The 15,755-nt window shown below is 67.2% G+C and carries 13 protein-coding genes and 1 pseudogene; 3 read left to right on the top strand and 11 right to left on the bottom strand.

Going from position 1 to position 15,755, the window contains the following annotated elements:
• Window positions 1-221: 221 nt before the first annotated feature.
• The 3 genes from ACHQ4I_RS23235 to ACHQ4I_RS23225 are packed head-to-tail and all read left to right on the top strand — an operon-like array spanning window position 222 to window position 3,130.
• Entirely contained in the window at window positions 222-782 is a 561-nt protein-coding gene (locus ACHQ4I_RS23235; protein ID WP_420773905.1) for a hypothetical protein, read from the top strand.
• Between the two features lie 3 nt (window positions 783-785).
• Entirely contained in the window at window positions 786-2,120 is a 1,335-nt protein-coding gene (locus ACHQ4I_RS23230; protein WP_420773904.1) for a Dyp-type peroxidase, read from the top strand.
• Window positions 2,117-3,130: a hypothetical protein gene (locus tag ACHQ4I_RS23225; protein ID WP_420773903.1), complete on the top strand. Its 1,014-nt coding sequence runs from the start codon at window positions 2,117-2,119 to the stop codon at window positions 3,128-3,130. Before ACHQ4I_RS23230 ends, ACHQ4I_RS23225 begins: the two co-directional genes overlap by 4 nt.
• A 43-nt stretch (window positions 3,131-3,173) precedes the next feature.
• Here ACHQ4I_RS23225 and ACHQ4I_RS23220 read toward each other — a convergent pair whose 3' ends face one another.
• From ACHQ4I_RS23220 to ACHQ4I_RS23170, 11 genes and pseudogenes are all read right to left on the bottom strand, one after another.
• A complete protein-coding gene (locus tag ACHQ4I_RS23220; protein WP_420773902.1) occupies window positions 3,174-3,890 on the bottom strand; it encodes a PaaI family thioesterase in 717 nt (238 codons plus the stop codon).
• An 83-nt stretch (window positions 3,891-3,973) separates the two neighbouring features.
• Window positions 3,974-4,624, bottom strand: coding sequence for a DUF305 domain-containing protein (locus tag ACHQ4I_RS23215; RefSeq protein WP_420773901.1), 651 nt, complete (start codon window positions 4,622-4,624; stop codon window positions 3,974-3,976).
• Window positions 4,621-6,195, bottom strand: a complete 1,575-nt coding sequence (locus ACHQ4I_RS23210; protein ID WP_420773900.1) for an LVIVD repeat-containing protein — start codon at window positions 6,193-6,195, stop codon at window positions 4,621-4,623. The genes ACHQ4I_RS23215 and ACHQ4I_RS23210 overlap by 4 nt, the downstream gene beginning before the upstream one ends.
• A gap of 144 nt (window positions 6,196-6,339) precedes the next feature.
• Complete coding sequence (locus ACHQ4I_RS23205; protein WP_420773899.1) at window positions 6,340-7,263, bottom strand: 3-methyladenine DNA glycosylase; 924 nt, start codon at window positions 7,261-7,263, stop codon at window positions 6,340-6,342.
• A complete protein-coding gene (locus ACHQ4I_RS23200; protein WP_420773898.1) occupies window positions 7,260-8,324 on the bottom strand; it encodes a hemolysin family protein in 1,065 nt (354 codons plus the stop codon). Before ACHQ4I_RS23200 ends, ACHQ4I_RS23205 begins: the two co-directional genes overlap by 4 nt.
• Window positions 8,317-9,723 (bottom strand): hemolysin family protein, encoded by a 1,407-nt coding sequence (locus ACHQ4I_RS23195; protein ID WP_420773897.1) that lies wholly within the window; start codon window positions 9,721-9,723, stop codon window positions 8,317-8,319. Before ACHQ4I_RS23195 ends, ACHQ4I_RS23200 begins: the two co-directional genes overlap by 8 nt.
• Before the next feature lie 232 nt (window positions 9,724-9,955).
• Window positions 9,956-11,392, bottom strand: a complete 1,437-nt coding sequence (locus ACHQ4I_RS23190; RefSeq protein WP_420773896.1) for a GuaB1 family IMP dehydrogenase-related protein — start codon at window positions 11,390-11,392, stop codon at window positions 9,956-9,958.
• 130 nt (window positions 11,393-11,522) lie between these two features.
• Window positions 11,523-12,383, bottom strand: coding sequence for a DMT family transporter (locus ACHQ4I_RS23185; protein WP_420773895.1), 861 nt, complete (start codon window positions 12,381-12,383; stop codon window positions 11,523-11,525).
• A gap of 630 nt (window positions 12,384-13,013) precedes the next feature.
• Window positions 13,014-14,187 (bottom strand): annotated as a pseudogene (locus ACHQ4I_RS23180) (DEAD/DEAH box helicase); the annotation flags it as partial.
• A gap of 124 nt (window positions 14,188-14,311) precedes the next feature.
• On the bottom strand, window positions 14,312-15,250 hold the full coding sequence (locus ACHQ4I_RS23175) for a M56 family metallopeptidase (RefSeq protein ID WP_420773894.1): 939 nt from the start codon (window positions 15,248-15,250) through the stop codon (window positions 14,312-14,314).
• A gap of 64 nt (window positions 15,251-15,314) precedes the next feature.
• Window positions 15,315-15,707 carry a BlaI/MecI/CopY family transcriptional regulator gene (locus ACHQ4I_RS23170; RefSeq protein ID WP_420773893.1) on the bottom strand — a complete coding sequence of 131 codons (393 nt, stop codon included), beginning with the start codon at window positions 15,705-15,707 and terminating at the stop codon, window positions 15,315-15,317.
• Window positions 15,708-15,755 lie beyond the last annotated feature (48 nt).

Here is a 15,755-nt window from a genome sequence, read left to right as displayed (position 1 = left end):
CCGGTGGTCGGCAGCATCGCGGAATTGCGAGTTCAGTTGCGCTCGGCGCGCGATTGTTCGATGAGACCGGAGCGAGCGTGTTCCCGGCGCATATTCCAACGCACCGACGTCGTTGATTACTTCTTTCCCGATTGCCGGTGCTGTTCGGGCTTCGGCGCGATGGGCCGAGGCATAGCATAAGCGAAGTCCAGCTTACTGCGGTGCGGAAGATGGGTGGAGATATGCCGACAACCGAGCGTGACTGGAGTAAACCGGCGGCAATGGCCATCCCGCCGGAGGGCTATTTCGATCTGGAGCGGGGCAGGTACGGTCCGATCTATCCCCGCACGCCCGCCTGCTACGGGTTCTCGATCATCGCCAAGGTGAAACCGGGTCGGGAGGAGGCCATTCGCGCGTATGGCAAGCAGATCGAGGATACGATCGCGGCTGCCCCGGAGGCGCTGGCACCGCTGCGGCTGCACTATCTACGGTGGGTATTGTTCGATGTCGGGTCGGGACTGCATTTCCAATACCAAGGCATTTTCGACACCGATTTCGACAAATACACCGAGGACGCCGTGACCCTGTTCTCCCAGACCGGTATCACCACGGTTTTCACCAATCTCGAGGGATTTCCGGAGGATTGGAAGGAAAATCCGGCGGCGTTCGTGAAATTCGTTCGTGAACACCAGTTCCCGAGCTTCCTCGAATACGGCGAGTACCCCTACGTCACCGCCGACGAGATCAAGAAAGCGCTGCGGCTGAAGGCGGCGTTCTCCGACATGCTCGACCAGATGCAGTAGCCAATGCTGGAACTCGACGATATTCAGCACATTCTGCTGACCCGGACCCCGGCGATGACCGGCCGCTACGAGTTCCTGTCCTTCGATGATCCCGCGGGGGCGCGGGCCTGGTTGACGCCGCTGGTGGATCGCGTGCAATCGGCTGCGGACGTGCGCGCCACGATGGACAGTTCCGACCGCTGGGTCACGCTGGCCTTCACCTGGCGCGGACTGCGGGCACTCGGCGTGCCGGAGCAGGTGCTCGCCGCCTTCCCGGACGAGTTCCGCGAAGGCATGGCCGCCCGCGCCGACATCTTGGGCGACACGGGCGCCGCGCATCCCGACAACTGGGTAGGCGGGCTGGCCGGTGACGACCTGCACGCCATCGCGATCCTGTTCGCCCGCACCGATGCCGAGCATCGGCGCTGCACTACCGAACATCACAAGCTGGTGGCACGTTGCTCCGGTGTGCGGGTGTTGTCGTTCCTGGATCTGAACGCGACGCCGCCCTTCGATCACGCCCACGATCATTTCGGGTTCCGAGATCGGTTGTCCCAGCCGGTGATCGACGGATCCGGCGAAGCACCCACCCCGGGTTCGGGGGCACCGCTGCAACCCGGTGAATTCATCCTGGGCTACCCCGACGAGGAGGGGCCACCGCGGGCGCTGCCACAGCCGGAGGTGTTGTTCCGCAACGGAAGCTATATGGCCTACCGGCGGCTGCGAGAACACGTCGGCGCGTTTCGGAACTATCTGCGCGAGCACGCGGACACCCCGGACGGGCAGGAGTTGCTCGCCGCGAAGATCATGGGGCGCTGGCGCAGCGGCGCCCCCCTGGTGTTGGCCCCGGACCGGGATGATCCAGCGCTTGGCGCGGATCCCATGCGCAACAATGACTTCAACTACAAGGAGATGGATCCGCACGGCTACGCGGTACCACTGGGCGCGCACGCCCGGCGACTCAACCCGCGCGACACCGCGGTGAACATGAACCGCCGCAGGATGATTCGCCGCGGCGCCACCTACGGTCCCGCGCTACCCGAGGATGCCCCCGACGACGGGGTGGACCGCGGGATCGCCGCGTTCATCATCTGCGCCAGCCTGGTCCGCCAGTTCGAGTTCGCCCAGAACGTCTGGATCAACGACAAGACATTCCACGAACTCGGCAACGAACACGACCCCATCTGCGGCACCCAGGACGGCACCCTGGATTTCACGATCCCCAAGCGGCCCATCCGCAAGATGCTCGCGGGACTGCCGGCCTTCACCACGCTCACAGGCGGTGCGTACTTCTTCCTTCCGAGTATCAGCGCTCTGCGATATCTGGCCACGCTCGACAGCCGAGAGGTGACACCATGAGCCCCCTGCCGATGGCACGCACCTACAACCAGAACCACATACCGCGCAGCCGCGACGGGCGGCGGCGGCTGAGCATCTATTGGACGTGGAGCTATCCATGGGAGGCGCAGCGCGATCCCGCCGAGATGTACAACCGCTTCTCGACGATGACCGAGGTCCGCAACGTGCTGTGGCCGAGCTACGAGACTGCGGAATACGACGAAGCGCACTTCTTGCAGGGCATCGCGGGCACATTGGAGCTGTTCCATCGCTCGACGCTGGCGTTTCAGCAGCTGGCCGAGGAGGCCACCGGTCACCCCGTCGCGGTGTTCCAGCGTATCGACCAGGCTGGTTACACCTTGCCGATCGACGAGCGGATCCTGGCCGACACCGACACCCTGATGGTGTTCGGGCTCGATCACGTCCTCTCCGAGCAGCAAGCCGCACCGGAGGAGATCGACGCGATCCGCGAGTGGCTGCAACGCGAAGGCACCTGTCTGCTACTGGCACCGCACCATGACGTCGGGTACACCGACGACTACGCGCAGCGACAAATGGAATACGAGCACCACGGCGACCGACTCGTGCCGCGGCAGCAGCGATTCGGCCAGTACACACGCTCGCTCATGCAAGCTCTCGATGTGCCTGTGCACAACAAATGGGGCCTGCGGCCCGCGGTCGTCGACGGCACCGACGAGATCGCACCCTTGACCGGGTTCCGCGATCTGGATGCGCTGCGGCTGTTGGACAACGTCACGACATTCAACTTCCACCCCCATCTACCGCATTACGAGCTCACCGCGCCGGAAAGCGATTCGCTCCGTGTCCTGGGCCGCCAGCGGGTCGACCCCGACCGACCCCACCCCTTCACTGCCGCCGGCAACACCGAATTCAACACGCTGATCTGGATGCCACCCGCAGGCAGGCGGGCGGGCGACATCGTGCTCATCGACTCCACCAACTTCACCACGCTGTTCGGCGGCACCGACAGCCTCCGAAACCTCTGGCACAACCTCGCCACCATGAAGTAACCGCGAATGCTTCGGCAGCGGTGCCCATGGCCACCGAGCTGGTTCAGGGTTTGGGGCCGATCCAGAGGGCTTCGGCCACGGCGCAGAGGTCGCCGGAGGGGGTGGCGAGGGCGATGCCAACGGTGTGTTTGCGGCCTTGATGGGTGATGGGCCAGGCGTAGGAGATGTAGGGGGAGTCGGCGTGGACGGGGCGGAGTTGGGTGGCGGTGAGGGCCGCGGTTACCCCACCGGTGGGCATGCCTTGTTTGCGCATGGCGGCCCAGCCACCGGGGCAGTCGAGCGCCGACCAGACGACTTCTGGTGGGAGACACCCGGATTCGTCGGCGAGTCCGGGGTCGGGGATCCAGGCGGCGATGATGAGGTCGTGATCCGGTGTGTCCCAGGTCAGTAGGCGCAGGCCGCGTCCGGGTGCGCAGGCGGCGCCGCAGCCGTAGCAGTCGGTGACGCGGCGCGACACCATGGCCGCTTCGGTGACGGCCTCGGCCTCGGCCCAGGTCGGGGCGGGCGGGGGATCGGCGCTGAGCACCGCGGGCGTGGATTCGGCGAGCAGTGCGCCGTCCGTGCCGGTCAGCGCGTGTCCACCGGATCTGGTGGGGTGCAATGACATCTGGGTCTCGAGCGGCACTTTGGCGCGGAAGTCGACGCGTACCGTCGCGTCGTCGCAGCGCCCGGCCAGCAGCCCCGCGACATATCCGCCGAAGGCCACGTCGGGATACCCGTGCACGTGTTCGGGAACGGTGACTGTCTCGGTCCGGATCACGTGTCGCTCGAGCCTTCCTCTGCCGTGGATCTAGATCGACCATACCTCGGCGAGGGGGCGCGGGTCGGCTCCGCGGTCGAGCGCTATTGCAACGGTTGTCCGCCGAGCTGGGTGAGCAGCACGCTGATGACGCCCGCCTCCTGGCTCTGGGTCTGGAATATCGACCGCGCCGTCTCCTTGACGGGTCCGGAGCTGAGCAGTTCGTCGGCGGCGCGAGCCATGGCGACTCCACCCTGATGGTGGCGGAACATCAGTTGCAGGAACAGGATTTCGGCATCATGCCCGCGTGCGGCGGCGAGGGCGTCGAGTTCGCCGGTGGTCGCCATGCCAGGCATCGTGGCGCGCGTCGGCTGCGTAGCTGCGGTCGAATGCTGGTGCGACGCAGCCTCATCGGCATGCATCCAGGCCATCGGGTGCGGCGATAACGGCGACGCATCGGCCAGCCGCAGCCATCCGAGCATGCTGCCGATCTCGATGCGCTGTGCGTCCGCGAGCTGTTGGGCCAGACGCAGAACCGTCGGGGCAACCTCACGATCCAAGCGCTGCACCATGATCAGCGCCTGCTGATGATGCGCCGTCATATCCTGCGCGAACCCGATCTCCACCGAGCTGAGAACCGGTGCGGCCGTGTGATATTCGGGCAGCACCAGCGGCCGCAGCGCCGCACCGATCACCACCAGGGCGAAGGCCAGGGAGGCGAATGCGGCGACTCGAATCCAGCGGGACACGGTCACGACCCGACGGTCGATCGCTGATCCGCGGGTGCGGTGTACACGTCGTTCTCGAGTTGCAGCACCATGAAACCGTTATCGGAGCAGGCCACATACAGCTGGTCGCCACGCCACTCCGGCGGCGAGAAGCACCAGTCGGTGGAGATATCGCCGAAGGCGAGCATGTCGGTGCGCGCAGAGAGCGCGTCCGACGGATTGAATTGCCCCTCGAGCACCGCGCGTGCCACCGACGGTGTGCTCATGAACGGCAGGCCGATGATCGAGACGAGGGCATGCGGAGAGTTCCACAGGCTCAGGTTCTGGCCGGTGCGTGCGGGCGGGTTGAAGTAGGCGATCTCGTGGATATTGTGCGGGTCGCGGATATCGAAAACCCTGATTCCGGAAGAGATCCAGCCGCAGGCAAGCGCGGTGGGATCGACCGGGCGGTCGGCGGCACAGTAGTGCGATTCGTAGGCGAACCCCGAACCGCCCATGGCACTGCCGATACTGCTGTCGATGTTCTGCAGCAGGTTGATCTCCAGCTTGACCTTCCCCGCGACCTTCGGCGCGGTGTCATCGGAGACATCGATGAGTTTCACACCGCCGGAACCGCCTTCGTCGATGGTGTAGAGGTACGGCTTGCCGTCATAGGTCACCGGAATGCTGTGCTGGGTGGCCCAGCCGTCGGTCCAGAAGGTGCGGCCGATATGGGTGACCTGCGGGTCGGGGTCGCGGCGCTGTACGGCGCTGATATCGAGCACGGTGAAGCCGCCCAGTGCCGACAGATACATCCGGTTGCCATCCGGGCTGATGCCGAAACCGTGTGCCTCGATACCGGTCAGGCCCTGCCAGATGACGTGTGGATTCGCCGGATCGGTGAGATCGACGGCGCTGACGAAGCCGGGTGCGATACCCGAGGCCCAATAGGTCCGGCCATCGGGGGACCAGCCGCCCTCGTGCGTGGTGATCGGCAGCGGCATCAGCAGATTCGTGCCGGGTCCCGGATTGAGCAGCTTCGGATACGCGCAATCGGAGATGTCGTAGACCGACAGATAGCCGGCGCCCTCGGCGATCGGCACACCCGTACCGACCAGCAGTTTGCGCTCGGTGTTGACCTTGAGGCTTTCCCAGGTGCCTGCGAGCATCGCGGGTTCGGTCAGGGTGACCGTCGGACGTGGATGCACCGGGTCGGAGACATCGAGTACTTGGACGCCGCGGCCCTCGCTGATCAGATCGCCGGGGAAGAACGAACCCACATAGGCGCAGTGGTCGAAGCTGGTGGAGGTGATGCCGCCGCCGCGCCCGGCGAAGTTGCCGACCATCGACATATTGCAGGTGTAGCCCTGGGTGCTGCGCCGACTGTCGCGGTCGGCGGCCGGAACATCGCCCTGCTGTCCGGTTTCGGGCATCGATCCGGGTCCACAGTCCGCCTGGGGCACCGAGGTGCGGCCGATATCGAGGAATTCCTGAACTGCGGTGGCCATATCGGACTGTAGATCGGCCGACGCGCTGCTCGGCAGCATTGTCGCGGCGACGACCGCTGTGGCGAACAGAGCCAATGGCCGGGCACGGCGCAGTGTCAGCTTCGGGTGCATCGTTGCATCCCAACTTTTCTCATCATGGGCGCCAAACGGCGCCGACTCAGACGGAATATGACTGTCTGCATAGTAGTAACAGGCCGAAACTTGATGGAGGAATTTGGCGGAAATCGCAGGTAGCGACGCGATATGAGATGGCGCTCAGTTGGCGGCGAGTCCCACGGTCTCGTGCGCCAGCAGTGTTGCACAGACATCGAGGAGGGACTGTCTGAGTTTCATCGATTGCTCGGCCAGCGCCGACTGCGCGCGGACGTATTCGGCTCGCCCGGAGGGGGTTTCGATGCGGACCGGCTCATAGCCGTAATCGGTGAGGTCGTACGGACTCGCTCGCATATCGAGTTCGCGTGCGGCGCAGGCGAACTCGAAGTAGTCGAGGAGCAGGTCGGAGGAGATGAGCGGGGTGAGTTTGAAACCCCACTTGTAGAGGTCCATATTGGCGTGCAGACAGCCGGGCTGCTCCCGGGCGACCTGGTCGGCACGGGTCAGCGGCTCGGCGTTGCGGTCGACGGCGTCGGGGGTGAAGAACCGGAAGGCGTCGAAGTGGGTGCAGCGCAATGACATTGATTCGACGACCGCGTCGGTGCCGGTGCTGCCAAGGCGTAGCGGGACCTGTTGGTGGCGGACGTCGTCGGTCTTGTAGACCATCGCCCATTCGTGCAGCCCGAAGCAGGACAGCTGGGCCGGGCGGGATGCCGTGGCGCGCAACAGATTCGCGATGTAGGCGATGGTGTCCCGGCGTCGTGCGAGGTAGGCCGGATCCGCGGTGTATGCGGACGCGTCCGGTCCGAGCCCTTCGTCGGCTCCGAGTTCGCTGGAGACGACCTCGATGCGGTGATATCCGCGGCCCCCATCGTATTCGCGCGCTCCGGCCAATGCGATGCCGAACCCCGGATGCCACCGCCGCAACTGCGCCGGCTTATGCCCGTAGTAGGTGAACAGGAAATCGATCACCGGATGCGACGAACCCGCCGCGCGCCGTTGCAGATACGGTCCGACGAGTTCGTCCAGCCGAGCCCGGTGCGCGGCCGCCCTGGCCCGCCACTCGGACTCGGCCAGCAAAATCATTCGATCACCCGGTGCGTCCCGTCGCGCACGGTGCCGACGAACTCTTCCACCAGATCCTCCAGCGCCACAATGCCGACGGTATTGCCGCGATTGTCGACGACCCGGCCCAGATGGGAGTTGGTGCGGCGCATCCTGGCCAGCGCCTCGTACAGTGTGGTGCCGGAGCCCACCGTCGGCAACGGGCGGATGTCGGTGCGTGGAATGGGGGTGTGCGGCCCGGCGCTCTCGTCGGCGACCTTGTCGAGCACATCCTTGACATGCAGATAACCGACCAGCGAACCGTCGCTCGCGCGCACCGGGTACCGGGAGAAACCGGTCTCCGCGACGGCGGTTTCGATATCGCCGAGCTCGGTTCCGCCGCCGCGCAACGGAACCGAACGTGTCGTTGCCAGCGGCACCATCACATCGCCGACGACGCGATCGGAGGTGCCCAGCGCCTGGGTGAGCCGGCGGTGCTCCTCCTCGTCCAGCAGTCCCTCCGAACGGGATTCACCGATCATCTCGGCGAGCTCCACACTGGAAACCGTGGCCTCCAGCTCATCCTTGGGTTCGACCCGCAGCATCCGCAGCGACAGGTTCGCGGCCAAGTTGTAGAGCGCGATCAGCGGGCGCGCCAACCGCAACCACATCAGATGCACCGGAACCAGCAGCAGCGCACTGCGTTCCGGTCCGGCCAGCGCGATATTCTTCGGAATCATCTCGCCGAACAGGATGTGCAGGATAACCACGATCGCCAGTGCGACGGCGAAGGCGATCGGATGCAGCAGCTGATCGGGCATGCCGACCAGTTCGAACGGCCCCTCCAGCAGATGCGCCACCGCGGGTTCGCCCACCCGGCCGAGCAGGATCGAGCAGATGGTGATGCCGAGCTGTGCTGCCGCCAGCATCATCGACAGGTTCTCACCGGCCCGGATCACCGTGTCGGCCTGGCGCTTTCCCTGTGCGGCGAGCGCTTCGAGACGGTCGCGACGGGCCGAGATCAGCGCGAATTCGGCGGCGACGAAGAAGGCGTTGCACCCCAGCAACACCACCGTGAGCAGGACACCGAGGAGATCACCCATGGCTGTTCTCCTTGGCATTGTGCGAGTCGGCGTGCAGCGAACTCAGCGCGGCGGCGGCGACCGGGACCAGCCGGATCCGGTCGATGCGCCGCCCGTCCATCCGTTCGACCTTGGCGATCCAGCCGCCCTGATCCTCGTCGTCCGGATAGCGGTGCGAGGAGCGCGGATTCGGCAGGATCACCTCATCGCCGGCGACCGGGATGCGGCCGAGCCGGGTGAGCACCAGACCACCGAGGGTTTCGTATTCGCCCTCCGGCGCGTCGTATCCGGTGGCGCGGGAGACCTCGTCGATGCGCAGCAGCCCCGAGCAGTCCCAGCCGTCGGCGACCCGGCGGACATCGCGTTCTTCCTCGTCGTGTTCGTCGCGGACATCGCCGAGGATCTCCTCGATGAGGTCTTCCATGGTGACCATGCCCGCGGTGCCGCCGTATTCGTCGACCACCAGCGCGACCTGCATGCCGTCGGCGCGTACCCGCTCGAGCACCTCGTCGCCGTCGAGGCTGGCGGGCACGATCGGCACCGGGCGGGCGAGCAGATGCAGCGGGATGGTGTTGCGGACATGCGCCGGATGGGTGAAGACCTGCTTGATGTGCACCACGCCCAGGGTGTTGTCCAGATCGCCGTCGATCACCGGGAAGCGCGAGTATCCGGTGCGGCTGGTGGCCGCGATGAGGTCGGCGATGGTGTCGGACTTGTCCAGGGATTCGATCTTGACCCGGGGTGTCATCAGTTCCTCGGCGCTGCGCTCACCGAATTGCAGCGAGCGGTCCACCAGCTGCGCGGTGCGGTAGTCCAGGGCGCCGCGCTGCGCGGAGGTGCGCACCAGCGAGCCGAGTTCCTGCGGAGAGCGCGCAGAGCGCAATTCCTCGGCCGGTTCCACGCCCAGGCGGCGGACCACCCAGTTGGCGGAGCCGTTGAGGAAGCGGATCATCCACTTGAACACCACCGAGAAGGCGATCATCGGGCCCGCGGTCATCCGCGCGGTGCCCAGCGGCTTGGAGATCGCGATGTTCTTCGGGACGAGTTCGCCGTAGGTCATCGACAGCGAGGTGGCCAGCAGCAGCGCCAGCGTCAGCGAGATGCCCTGCGCCGCACCCTGGGTCAGGCCGAGCGCGGTGAACAGCGGCGATAGGAGTCGGGCCAGCACCGGTTCGGCGATATAACCGGTGATCAGGGTGGTGATGGTGATGCCGAGCTGGGCACCGGAAAGTTGGAACGACAGGGTGGTATGCGCCTGCCGGACCATCCGCGAGCGGGCGTCGCCGACGGCGCGCACATGCGATTCGACGGTGCTGCGTTCCAATGTGGTGAGCGAGAATTCGGCGGCCACGAACAGTGCGGTGCCAACCGTCAGGGCGATGAACCCGATCAGGCTGAGCACGGTGAGCACGACGGTCATTGTCAGCACCACCTGCGAGACACACAATGAGCTGAATCGAATCGGGCTGCTGTGGGAAGGAGAGCGCCGGGTTTGTCACCCGGCTCGGTAGAGGAGCCCTCCTGTGCGGCGCCCTCGGACGCGGGTGACAACTTGTTCCTCTCGGCAAATGGGGTTTGTCGTACCGGAAACCGGCAACCCCCATGCTACCGGCCCACGCGCGTGCCCGCGTGGGCCGGTGTCGCGTGTGTTGCTACCAGCCGCTGGGCAGCGGGCGGCCTTCGGCGAACCCGGCCGCCGACTGCACGCCGAGCACGGCCTTGTCGTGGAACTCGAGCAGGCTGCGGGCGCCGGCGTAGGTGCAGGCGCTGCGGACGCCGGAGCAGATGTGGTCGATCAGGTCCTCGACGCCGGGGCGTTCCGGGTCCAGGCGCATCCGGGAGCTGGAGATGCCCTCTTCGAACAGTGCCTTGCGGGCGCGGTCGAAGCCGCTGTCGGTGGCCGTACGGGCGGCGACGGCACGCTTGGAGGCCATGCCGAAGCTCTCCTTATAGGCGTTGCCGTCACGGTCCACGCGCAGGTCGCCCGGGGATTCGTAGGTGCCGGCGAACCAGGAGCCGATCATCACGTTGGACGCGCCGGCGGCCAGTGCCAGCGCGACGTCGCGCGGGTGCCGGACGCCGCCGTCGGCCCAGATGTGCACGCCGAGTTCCTTTGCGGCGGCGGAGCATTCGGCCACCGCGGAGAACTGCGGACGGCCGACGCCGGTCATCATCCTGGTGGTGCACATGGCGCCGGGGCCGACGCCGACCTTGATGATGTCCGCACCCGCCGCGGCCAGGTCGCGGGTGCCCTGCGTGGAGACCACATTGCCCGCGACCAGCGGCACGCCGAGGCCGAGATCGCGGATGGCGCTGAGGGTTTCGAGCATCTTGGCCTGGTGGCCGTGCGCGGTGTCGATGACGAGCAGATCAGCACCCGAGTCGACGAGCGCCTTGGCCTTGGCGGCCACATCGCCGTTGATGCCGACCGCGGCGGCCACCCGCAGCTTGTTGTCGGCGTCGACATTGGGCTGGTAGATGCCGGTGCGGATGGCTCCGGTGCGGGTCATCACGCCAGCGAGGCCGCCGTCCTCGGCGGTGAGCACGGCGAGTTGCGCGTGCTCGGCCTCGAGCAGGTCGAAGATATCGCGCGGCGAAGTACTGGCCGGTGCCTGCACGAAATCGGTGACAGCGACATCGCGCACCCGGGCGAAGCGGTCGACATCGGTGCAGGACGCCTCGGTGACCACGCCCACCGGCTTACCGCCGTCGACGACGACGACCGCGCCGTGGGCGCGCTTGTGCATCAGGGCGACGGCCTCGGAAACCGAACGCTGCGGATCCAGGGTGACCGGGGTGTCGGCGGTGAGCGAGCGGCTCTTGACGAAGGCGATGGTGTCGGCGGCCGCGGCGATCGGAAGATCCTGCGGCAGGACGACGATGCCGCCGCGGCGCGCTACCGTCTCGGCCATCCGGCGTCCGGCGACCGCGGTCATATTCGCGACGACAATGGGAATGGTGGTGCCGGACCCGTCTGCGGTCGACAGATCCACATCGAACCGTGACGCGACATCCGTCCGATTCGGGACGAGGAAGAGGTCGTCGTAGGTCAGGTCGTACGGCGGCTGATGACCAGGGAGAAACTGCACTTAACCGATTCTAACCGGTGCGCCGTGATCACGTGCAATCAACCAGCATTCGGTCCGGGCCGTGCGCGAGACGAAACTCACAAGGTCGGGCTCGAGATCAAGTGGGAACCGGCGGCGGATTTCCACCTGATCATGGTTCCCGGAGGTCGGGCTCGGCTTGGACGCGGGAGAGTTGGATTGTGGTCGCGCACATGGTGATTACCGCGATGGCGATGACGAGTAGACCCAGGTGGTCGGTGCGGAGGCGTTCGTCGAGGACGGTGATGCCGATGAAGGCGGCGGCCAGGGGTTCGGCGATGGTGACGGCGGGGAGGGAGGCGACGAGGGGGCCGGACTGGAAGGCGCGTTGCTGTAGATAGAGGCCGATCAGGCCGGATGCGACCAGCGCCCAGGTCTGCCAGCTGCCGAGCACGTGGGTGAGGCCGCCTGCGAAGAGTTCGGTTACGTAATCGGTGAGCGCGGCGGCCAGACCGAATAAGGAACCGCCGACGGCGCCCAAGAGGAGTGCGCGGCGGGTCGGGTCGGAGGTCTTGATGCCGATGACGGAAGCTATCGCAAGCAGACCGAGCATGGCTGCCAGCGGCGGGATCCAATTACGCAGGGGCGCAGTCGTATCGCCCTCGGTCGGATCGCCGACGATCAAGAAGCAGGCCAGGGCCGCTACCAGGGCGATGGCGGTCGCCCAGGTGCGCGGGGTGATGCGGCGGCGGTTGAGCCGGGCGGAGAGCGGGAGCGCAAAGACCAACATGCTCACCAGGATTGGTTGCACGAGCAGCACCGCACCCAAGGTCAGCGCGGCGACCTGCATCGCGTAGCCGCCCGCGTCCCCGACGATTCCGGCCCACCAGCGGGGATTGCGCACCAGTGAACCCAGCAGTGGCTCGTCTTCGGGGATCGCGGCGGCAGCATGCTGTTGTGCGACCGCGGCCACCGCGAAGAGCAGCGCCGAGATCAAGGCGCAGACAACCGCGCCCACCTCATGGTTCGACACCCGATCAGTTTGCCCCGCGATTGCCGCTGCCCGGCACCCCCTGCGCTCGCCCGGCGCGTCGACGTGCACGTCCGGGCGTGTCGCCGCTGGTCGCGGCGGTGCGAGCCGACGCAGTGGAACCGACGCCGCGACCGGATGCCGCCCCGGCGCCATGGTTGGCCGACGCGGCGCGTGCGGCAGCGCCCGATCCGGCGCCATGGCCAGCGCCAGCCCGTACCATGCCCGACTTCGCCGACCCGGCAGCACGACTGGGCGCGGCCGATGCCGCGCTCGCGGCGCGGCCTGGAGCCGTCCTCGCCGATCCCGCGCCGCGGCCCGGGGCAGCCATTGCCGTGGCCCGGTCCGATGATCCGCGTCCGCGCCCGCCCGCCGCGGTAGCGGAACTGGGCGAACGGTCCCGGGACTTCTTCGCACCACCGGCGCGACCAGCCGAACTGGCACCACGACCATCGGTACTGCCCGAACCCGTACCGCGACGGGAACCACCGGAACGGCCGCCGCGACCGGTATCGGCGGAGCCGGCACCGCCCGACCTGCGGTTCGAGCCACCGCGTCGACCAGCGCCGACCTTCAACTCACCTTCGTCACCCACCGTGACCGCCGAGTTCGCCGCGACGATCGGCACGCCTGAGGGCTGCTTCGCGCCGGTGATCTGGATCAGGCGCCGATCACCCGGACGCACCTGCACGCCGTCGACATCGACGCCCGCCTTGCGGGTCATCTTCTCGACCTCGGCGCGTTCCTCCTCGGTCACCAGCGTGACGACGACGCCGTCCTCACCGGCCCGGGCGGTGCGGCCGGCGCGATGCAGGTAGGCCTTCGACTCCGCGGGCGGATCCACATGCACGACAAGGGAGATCCCGTCGACGTGGATGCCGCGCGCGGCCACGTCGGTGGTCACCAGCACCGGCGTCGTACCGTCGGCGAATGCGGCGAGGGTCCGCACGCGGTTGTTCTGCGCCTTACCGCCGTGCAGCGCGCCCGCCGCGATGCCGGCCCCGCGCAACTGCTTCGCAAGCCGGTCCGCACCGTGCTTGGTGCGCACGAACATGATGGTCAGCCCGTCGCGCGCGGCGATCTGCGCGCTGATCTCGCGCTTATCGGCCTTGCGCAGGTACAGCAGGTGGTGCGACATGGTCGCGACCGAGGCCGACGGCGGCGCGGTCGAATGTGTGACGGGGGAGCGCAGGTAGCGCTTGACCAGCTTGTCGACCTCACCGTCGAGGGTGGCCGAGAACAGCAGGCGCTGGCCGTCTTTCGGCGTCCGGTCGAGCAGCTTGGTGACCTGGGGCAGGAACCCCATATCGGCCATATGGTCGGCCTCGTCGAGTGCGGTGATCCGCACGTCGGACAGATCGGCGGAGCGCTGGTTGATCAGATCCTCGAGGCGACCCGGTGTGGCGATGAGCAGGTCCACACCGCGCGCGAGCCGATCGGCCTGCCGCTTGATCGGTGCGCCGCCGACCACGGAGGCCACCCGCAGCCCGAGTGACAGGGCCGCGTTGTCGAGCGCCTTCTCGATCTGTGCCGCCAGTTCCCTGGTCGGCACCAGTACCAGGCCGCGCGGTCTACCCGGCTTGGCCTGCGCGCCCGCGAGCAGCGCGAGCATCGGCAGCCCGAAGGCCAGGGTCTTGCCGGAGCCGGTCGGTCCGCGCCCGAGCACATCCTTGCCCGCCAGCGCATCGGTCGCGGTCGCGGCCTGGATCGGGAACGGCGCCTCGATGCCGTCGCGGCGCAACGCCTGGACGAGCACGGCGGGTAGGCCCAGATCCGCGAAGGTGGTGGCAGGGGTCGAGGAGGTCAAAGGGTGTGTGTGCCTTTCGTGTCTCGGCGCGGGCGGATCCGGGCACGCGGTGGTGCCGCCGAGATGGTTGGGCCCGGTCATCGGGATGCGGTAGGACCGGGTGTGTCAGGTGGAACCGGATGAATCAATTACGCAGCAGTCGATCCAGTTCGACCAGCCAGGGTACCGCGACGGCCATGGTCGGGACCACCAGGATGGCCGCCGAGCCCAGATACGCCGCCGAGGCGACCCGAATATCGCCGATCCGTCCACCCAGTCGCTGGATGCGGATCAAGGTGGTCGGACCGCCAGCGGCGAGCGCGCCCTGCGGTGCGGTGGATTTGGCGCACGCGACGAGCGCGCGGGCCAGCGGCTTGGGGCCGGTCACCTTTACCGCGGAGTCGTCGGCGAGCAGTTCGATGAGCAGTTTCACCGAGCCGAGCGCGGCCTTGCTGCGCACCACCCGGGGGAAGGCCTCGTGCACCGCGGTGAAGGCCTCGAGCACCAGATCGTGACGGGCGCGCAGATGCGAGCGCTCATGGCTGACGATGGCCGTGACCTCGGCGTCCTGCAGGCTGGTCAGCGTGCCTTCGCTCAATACGACCCGCTGGCGCAGGCCGGGCAGGCAGTAGGCGATCGGCTCGTTCGAGGCGAGCACCCGGATATCGGAGGCGCGGCGCCGTGGTCCGCTCTGGTCGAGCAGATCGACGAGCATGCGATGGCGCGCCCGACGCCTGCGGGTGTGCACGCCGACGCGCACGATCGCGTAGATCAGTCGCGCGCCGACCAGCAGGGTCAACGCGAAGACGAAGACATAGGCCAGCCACAGCGGTAGTCCGAGCGCATCGATTTCGCGCGCCGGAGAGGTGGTCGGACGACCGTCCGGACCAGGAACGAGCAATTGGGCGGCGATGGCCAGGCCCGAGCCGAATGCGCTGAGCACGGCGGCGAGCGCGATGGCCTGCCACAACACGAGCGCGGCGCGCGGCGTCCGATACGGCCAGGTCGCGCGGCTCAACAGCGCTGGGGCGGGCCCCGCGAGAAGCAATGCAAGACCGGCGAATACCGGCGCGGTTGCGTTCATCGAGTCAGCTCACTGCGTTGTGGGGCCAGGGCACTCACCTCATTGTGAGGCCAGGATCCCAAGACTACTGCTTAGGCGGCGCAGTATCTTCGGATCCTTCGAGCTTAGCGAGTGCTTCGCGCAACGCGTCCGTATCGTCCCTGCCGACCTGTTCGACGAAGTGCACGAGCGCCGCCGCGCGGCTGCCCGCCGCATCGGCCTGCTGCAGTGCGTCGACCATCAAGCTGGCCACCAGTTCGTCGCGGGTATGCACCGGGGCGTAGCGGTGCGCGCGGTCGTCGCGGCGCTGAACCACCAGATTCTTCTTCGCCAGCCGTTGCAGCACCGTCATCACCGTGGTGTACGCGAGCTCACGGCGGGCGGCCAAAGCCTCGTGTACCTGCCGTACGGTCTGCGGCTCGTCACTGGACCACAGCTGGTCCATGACCGCTTTCTCGAGTTCACCAAGTCCTGCCATCCCACAAGTTTACGGACTCAACGACACAATTGCGTACTACGCGCCGTC

The sequence above is a fragment of the Nocardia nepalensis genome, from assembly GCF_048910785.1.
GTDB lineage: Bacteria > Actinomycetota > Actinomycetes > Mycobacteriales > Mycobacteriaceae > Nocardia > Nocardia nepalensis.
Note: the sequence above shows the minus strand (reverse complement) of the source record. Positions and strands in the feature narration are given on the sequence as shown.

What these genes read in the sequence shown, in the direction of transcription:
- ACHQ4I_RS23235 (WP_420773905.1), top strand. Translation starts at nt 222, where the DNA reads ATGCCGACAACCGAGCGTGACTGGAGTAAACCGGCGGCAATGGCCATC.
- ACHQ4I_RS23175 (WP_420773894.1), bottom strand. Translation starts at nt 15,250, where the DNA reads ATGAACGCAACCGCGCCGGTATTCGCCGGTCTTGCATTGCTTCTCGCG.
- ACHQ4I_RS23230 (WP_420773904.1), top strand. Translation starts at nt 786, where the DNA reads ATGCTGGAACTCGACGATATTCAGCACATTCTGCTGACCCGGACCCCG.
- ACHQ4I_RS23195 (WP_420773897.1), bottom strand. Translation starts at nt 9,723, where the DNA reads ATGACCGTCGTGCTCACCGTGCTCAGCCTGATCGGGTTCATCGCCCTG.
- ACHQ4I_RS23225 (WP_420773903.1), top strand. Translation starts at nt 2,117, where the DNA reads ATGAGCCCCCTGCCGATGGCACGCACCTACAACCAGAACCACATACCG.
- ACHQ4I_RS23210 (WP_420773900.1), bottom strand. Translation starts at nt 6,195, where the DNA reads ATGCACCCGAAGCTGACACTGCGCCGTGCCCGGCCATTGGCTCTGTTC.
- ACHQ4I_RS23205 (WP_420773899.1), bottom strand. Translation starts at nt 7,263, where the DNA reads ATGATTTTGCTGGCCGAGTCCGAGTGGCGGGCCAGGGCGGCCGCGCAC.
- ACHQ4I_RS23200 (WP_420773898.1), bottom strand. Translation starts at nt 8,324, where the DNA reads ATGGGTGATCTCCTCGGTGTCCTGCTCACGGTGGTGTTGCTGGGGTGC.
- ACHQ4I_RS23170 (WP_420773893.1), bottom strand. Translation starts at nt 15,707, where the DNA reads ATGGCAGGACTTGGTGAACTCGAGAAAGCGGTCATGGACCAGCTGTGG.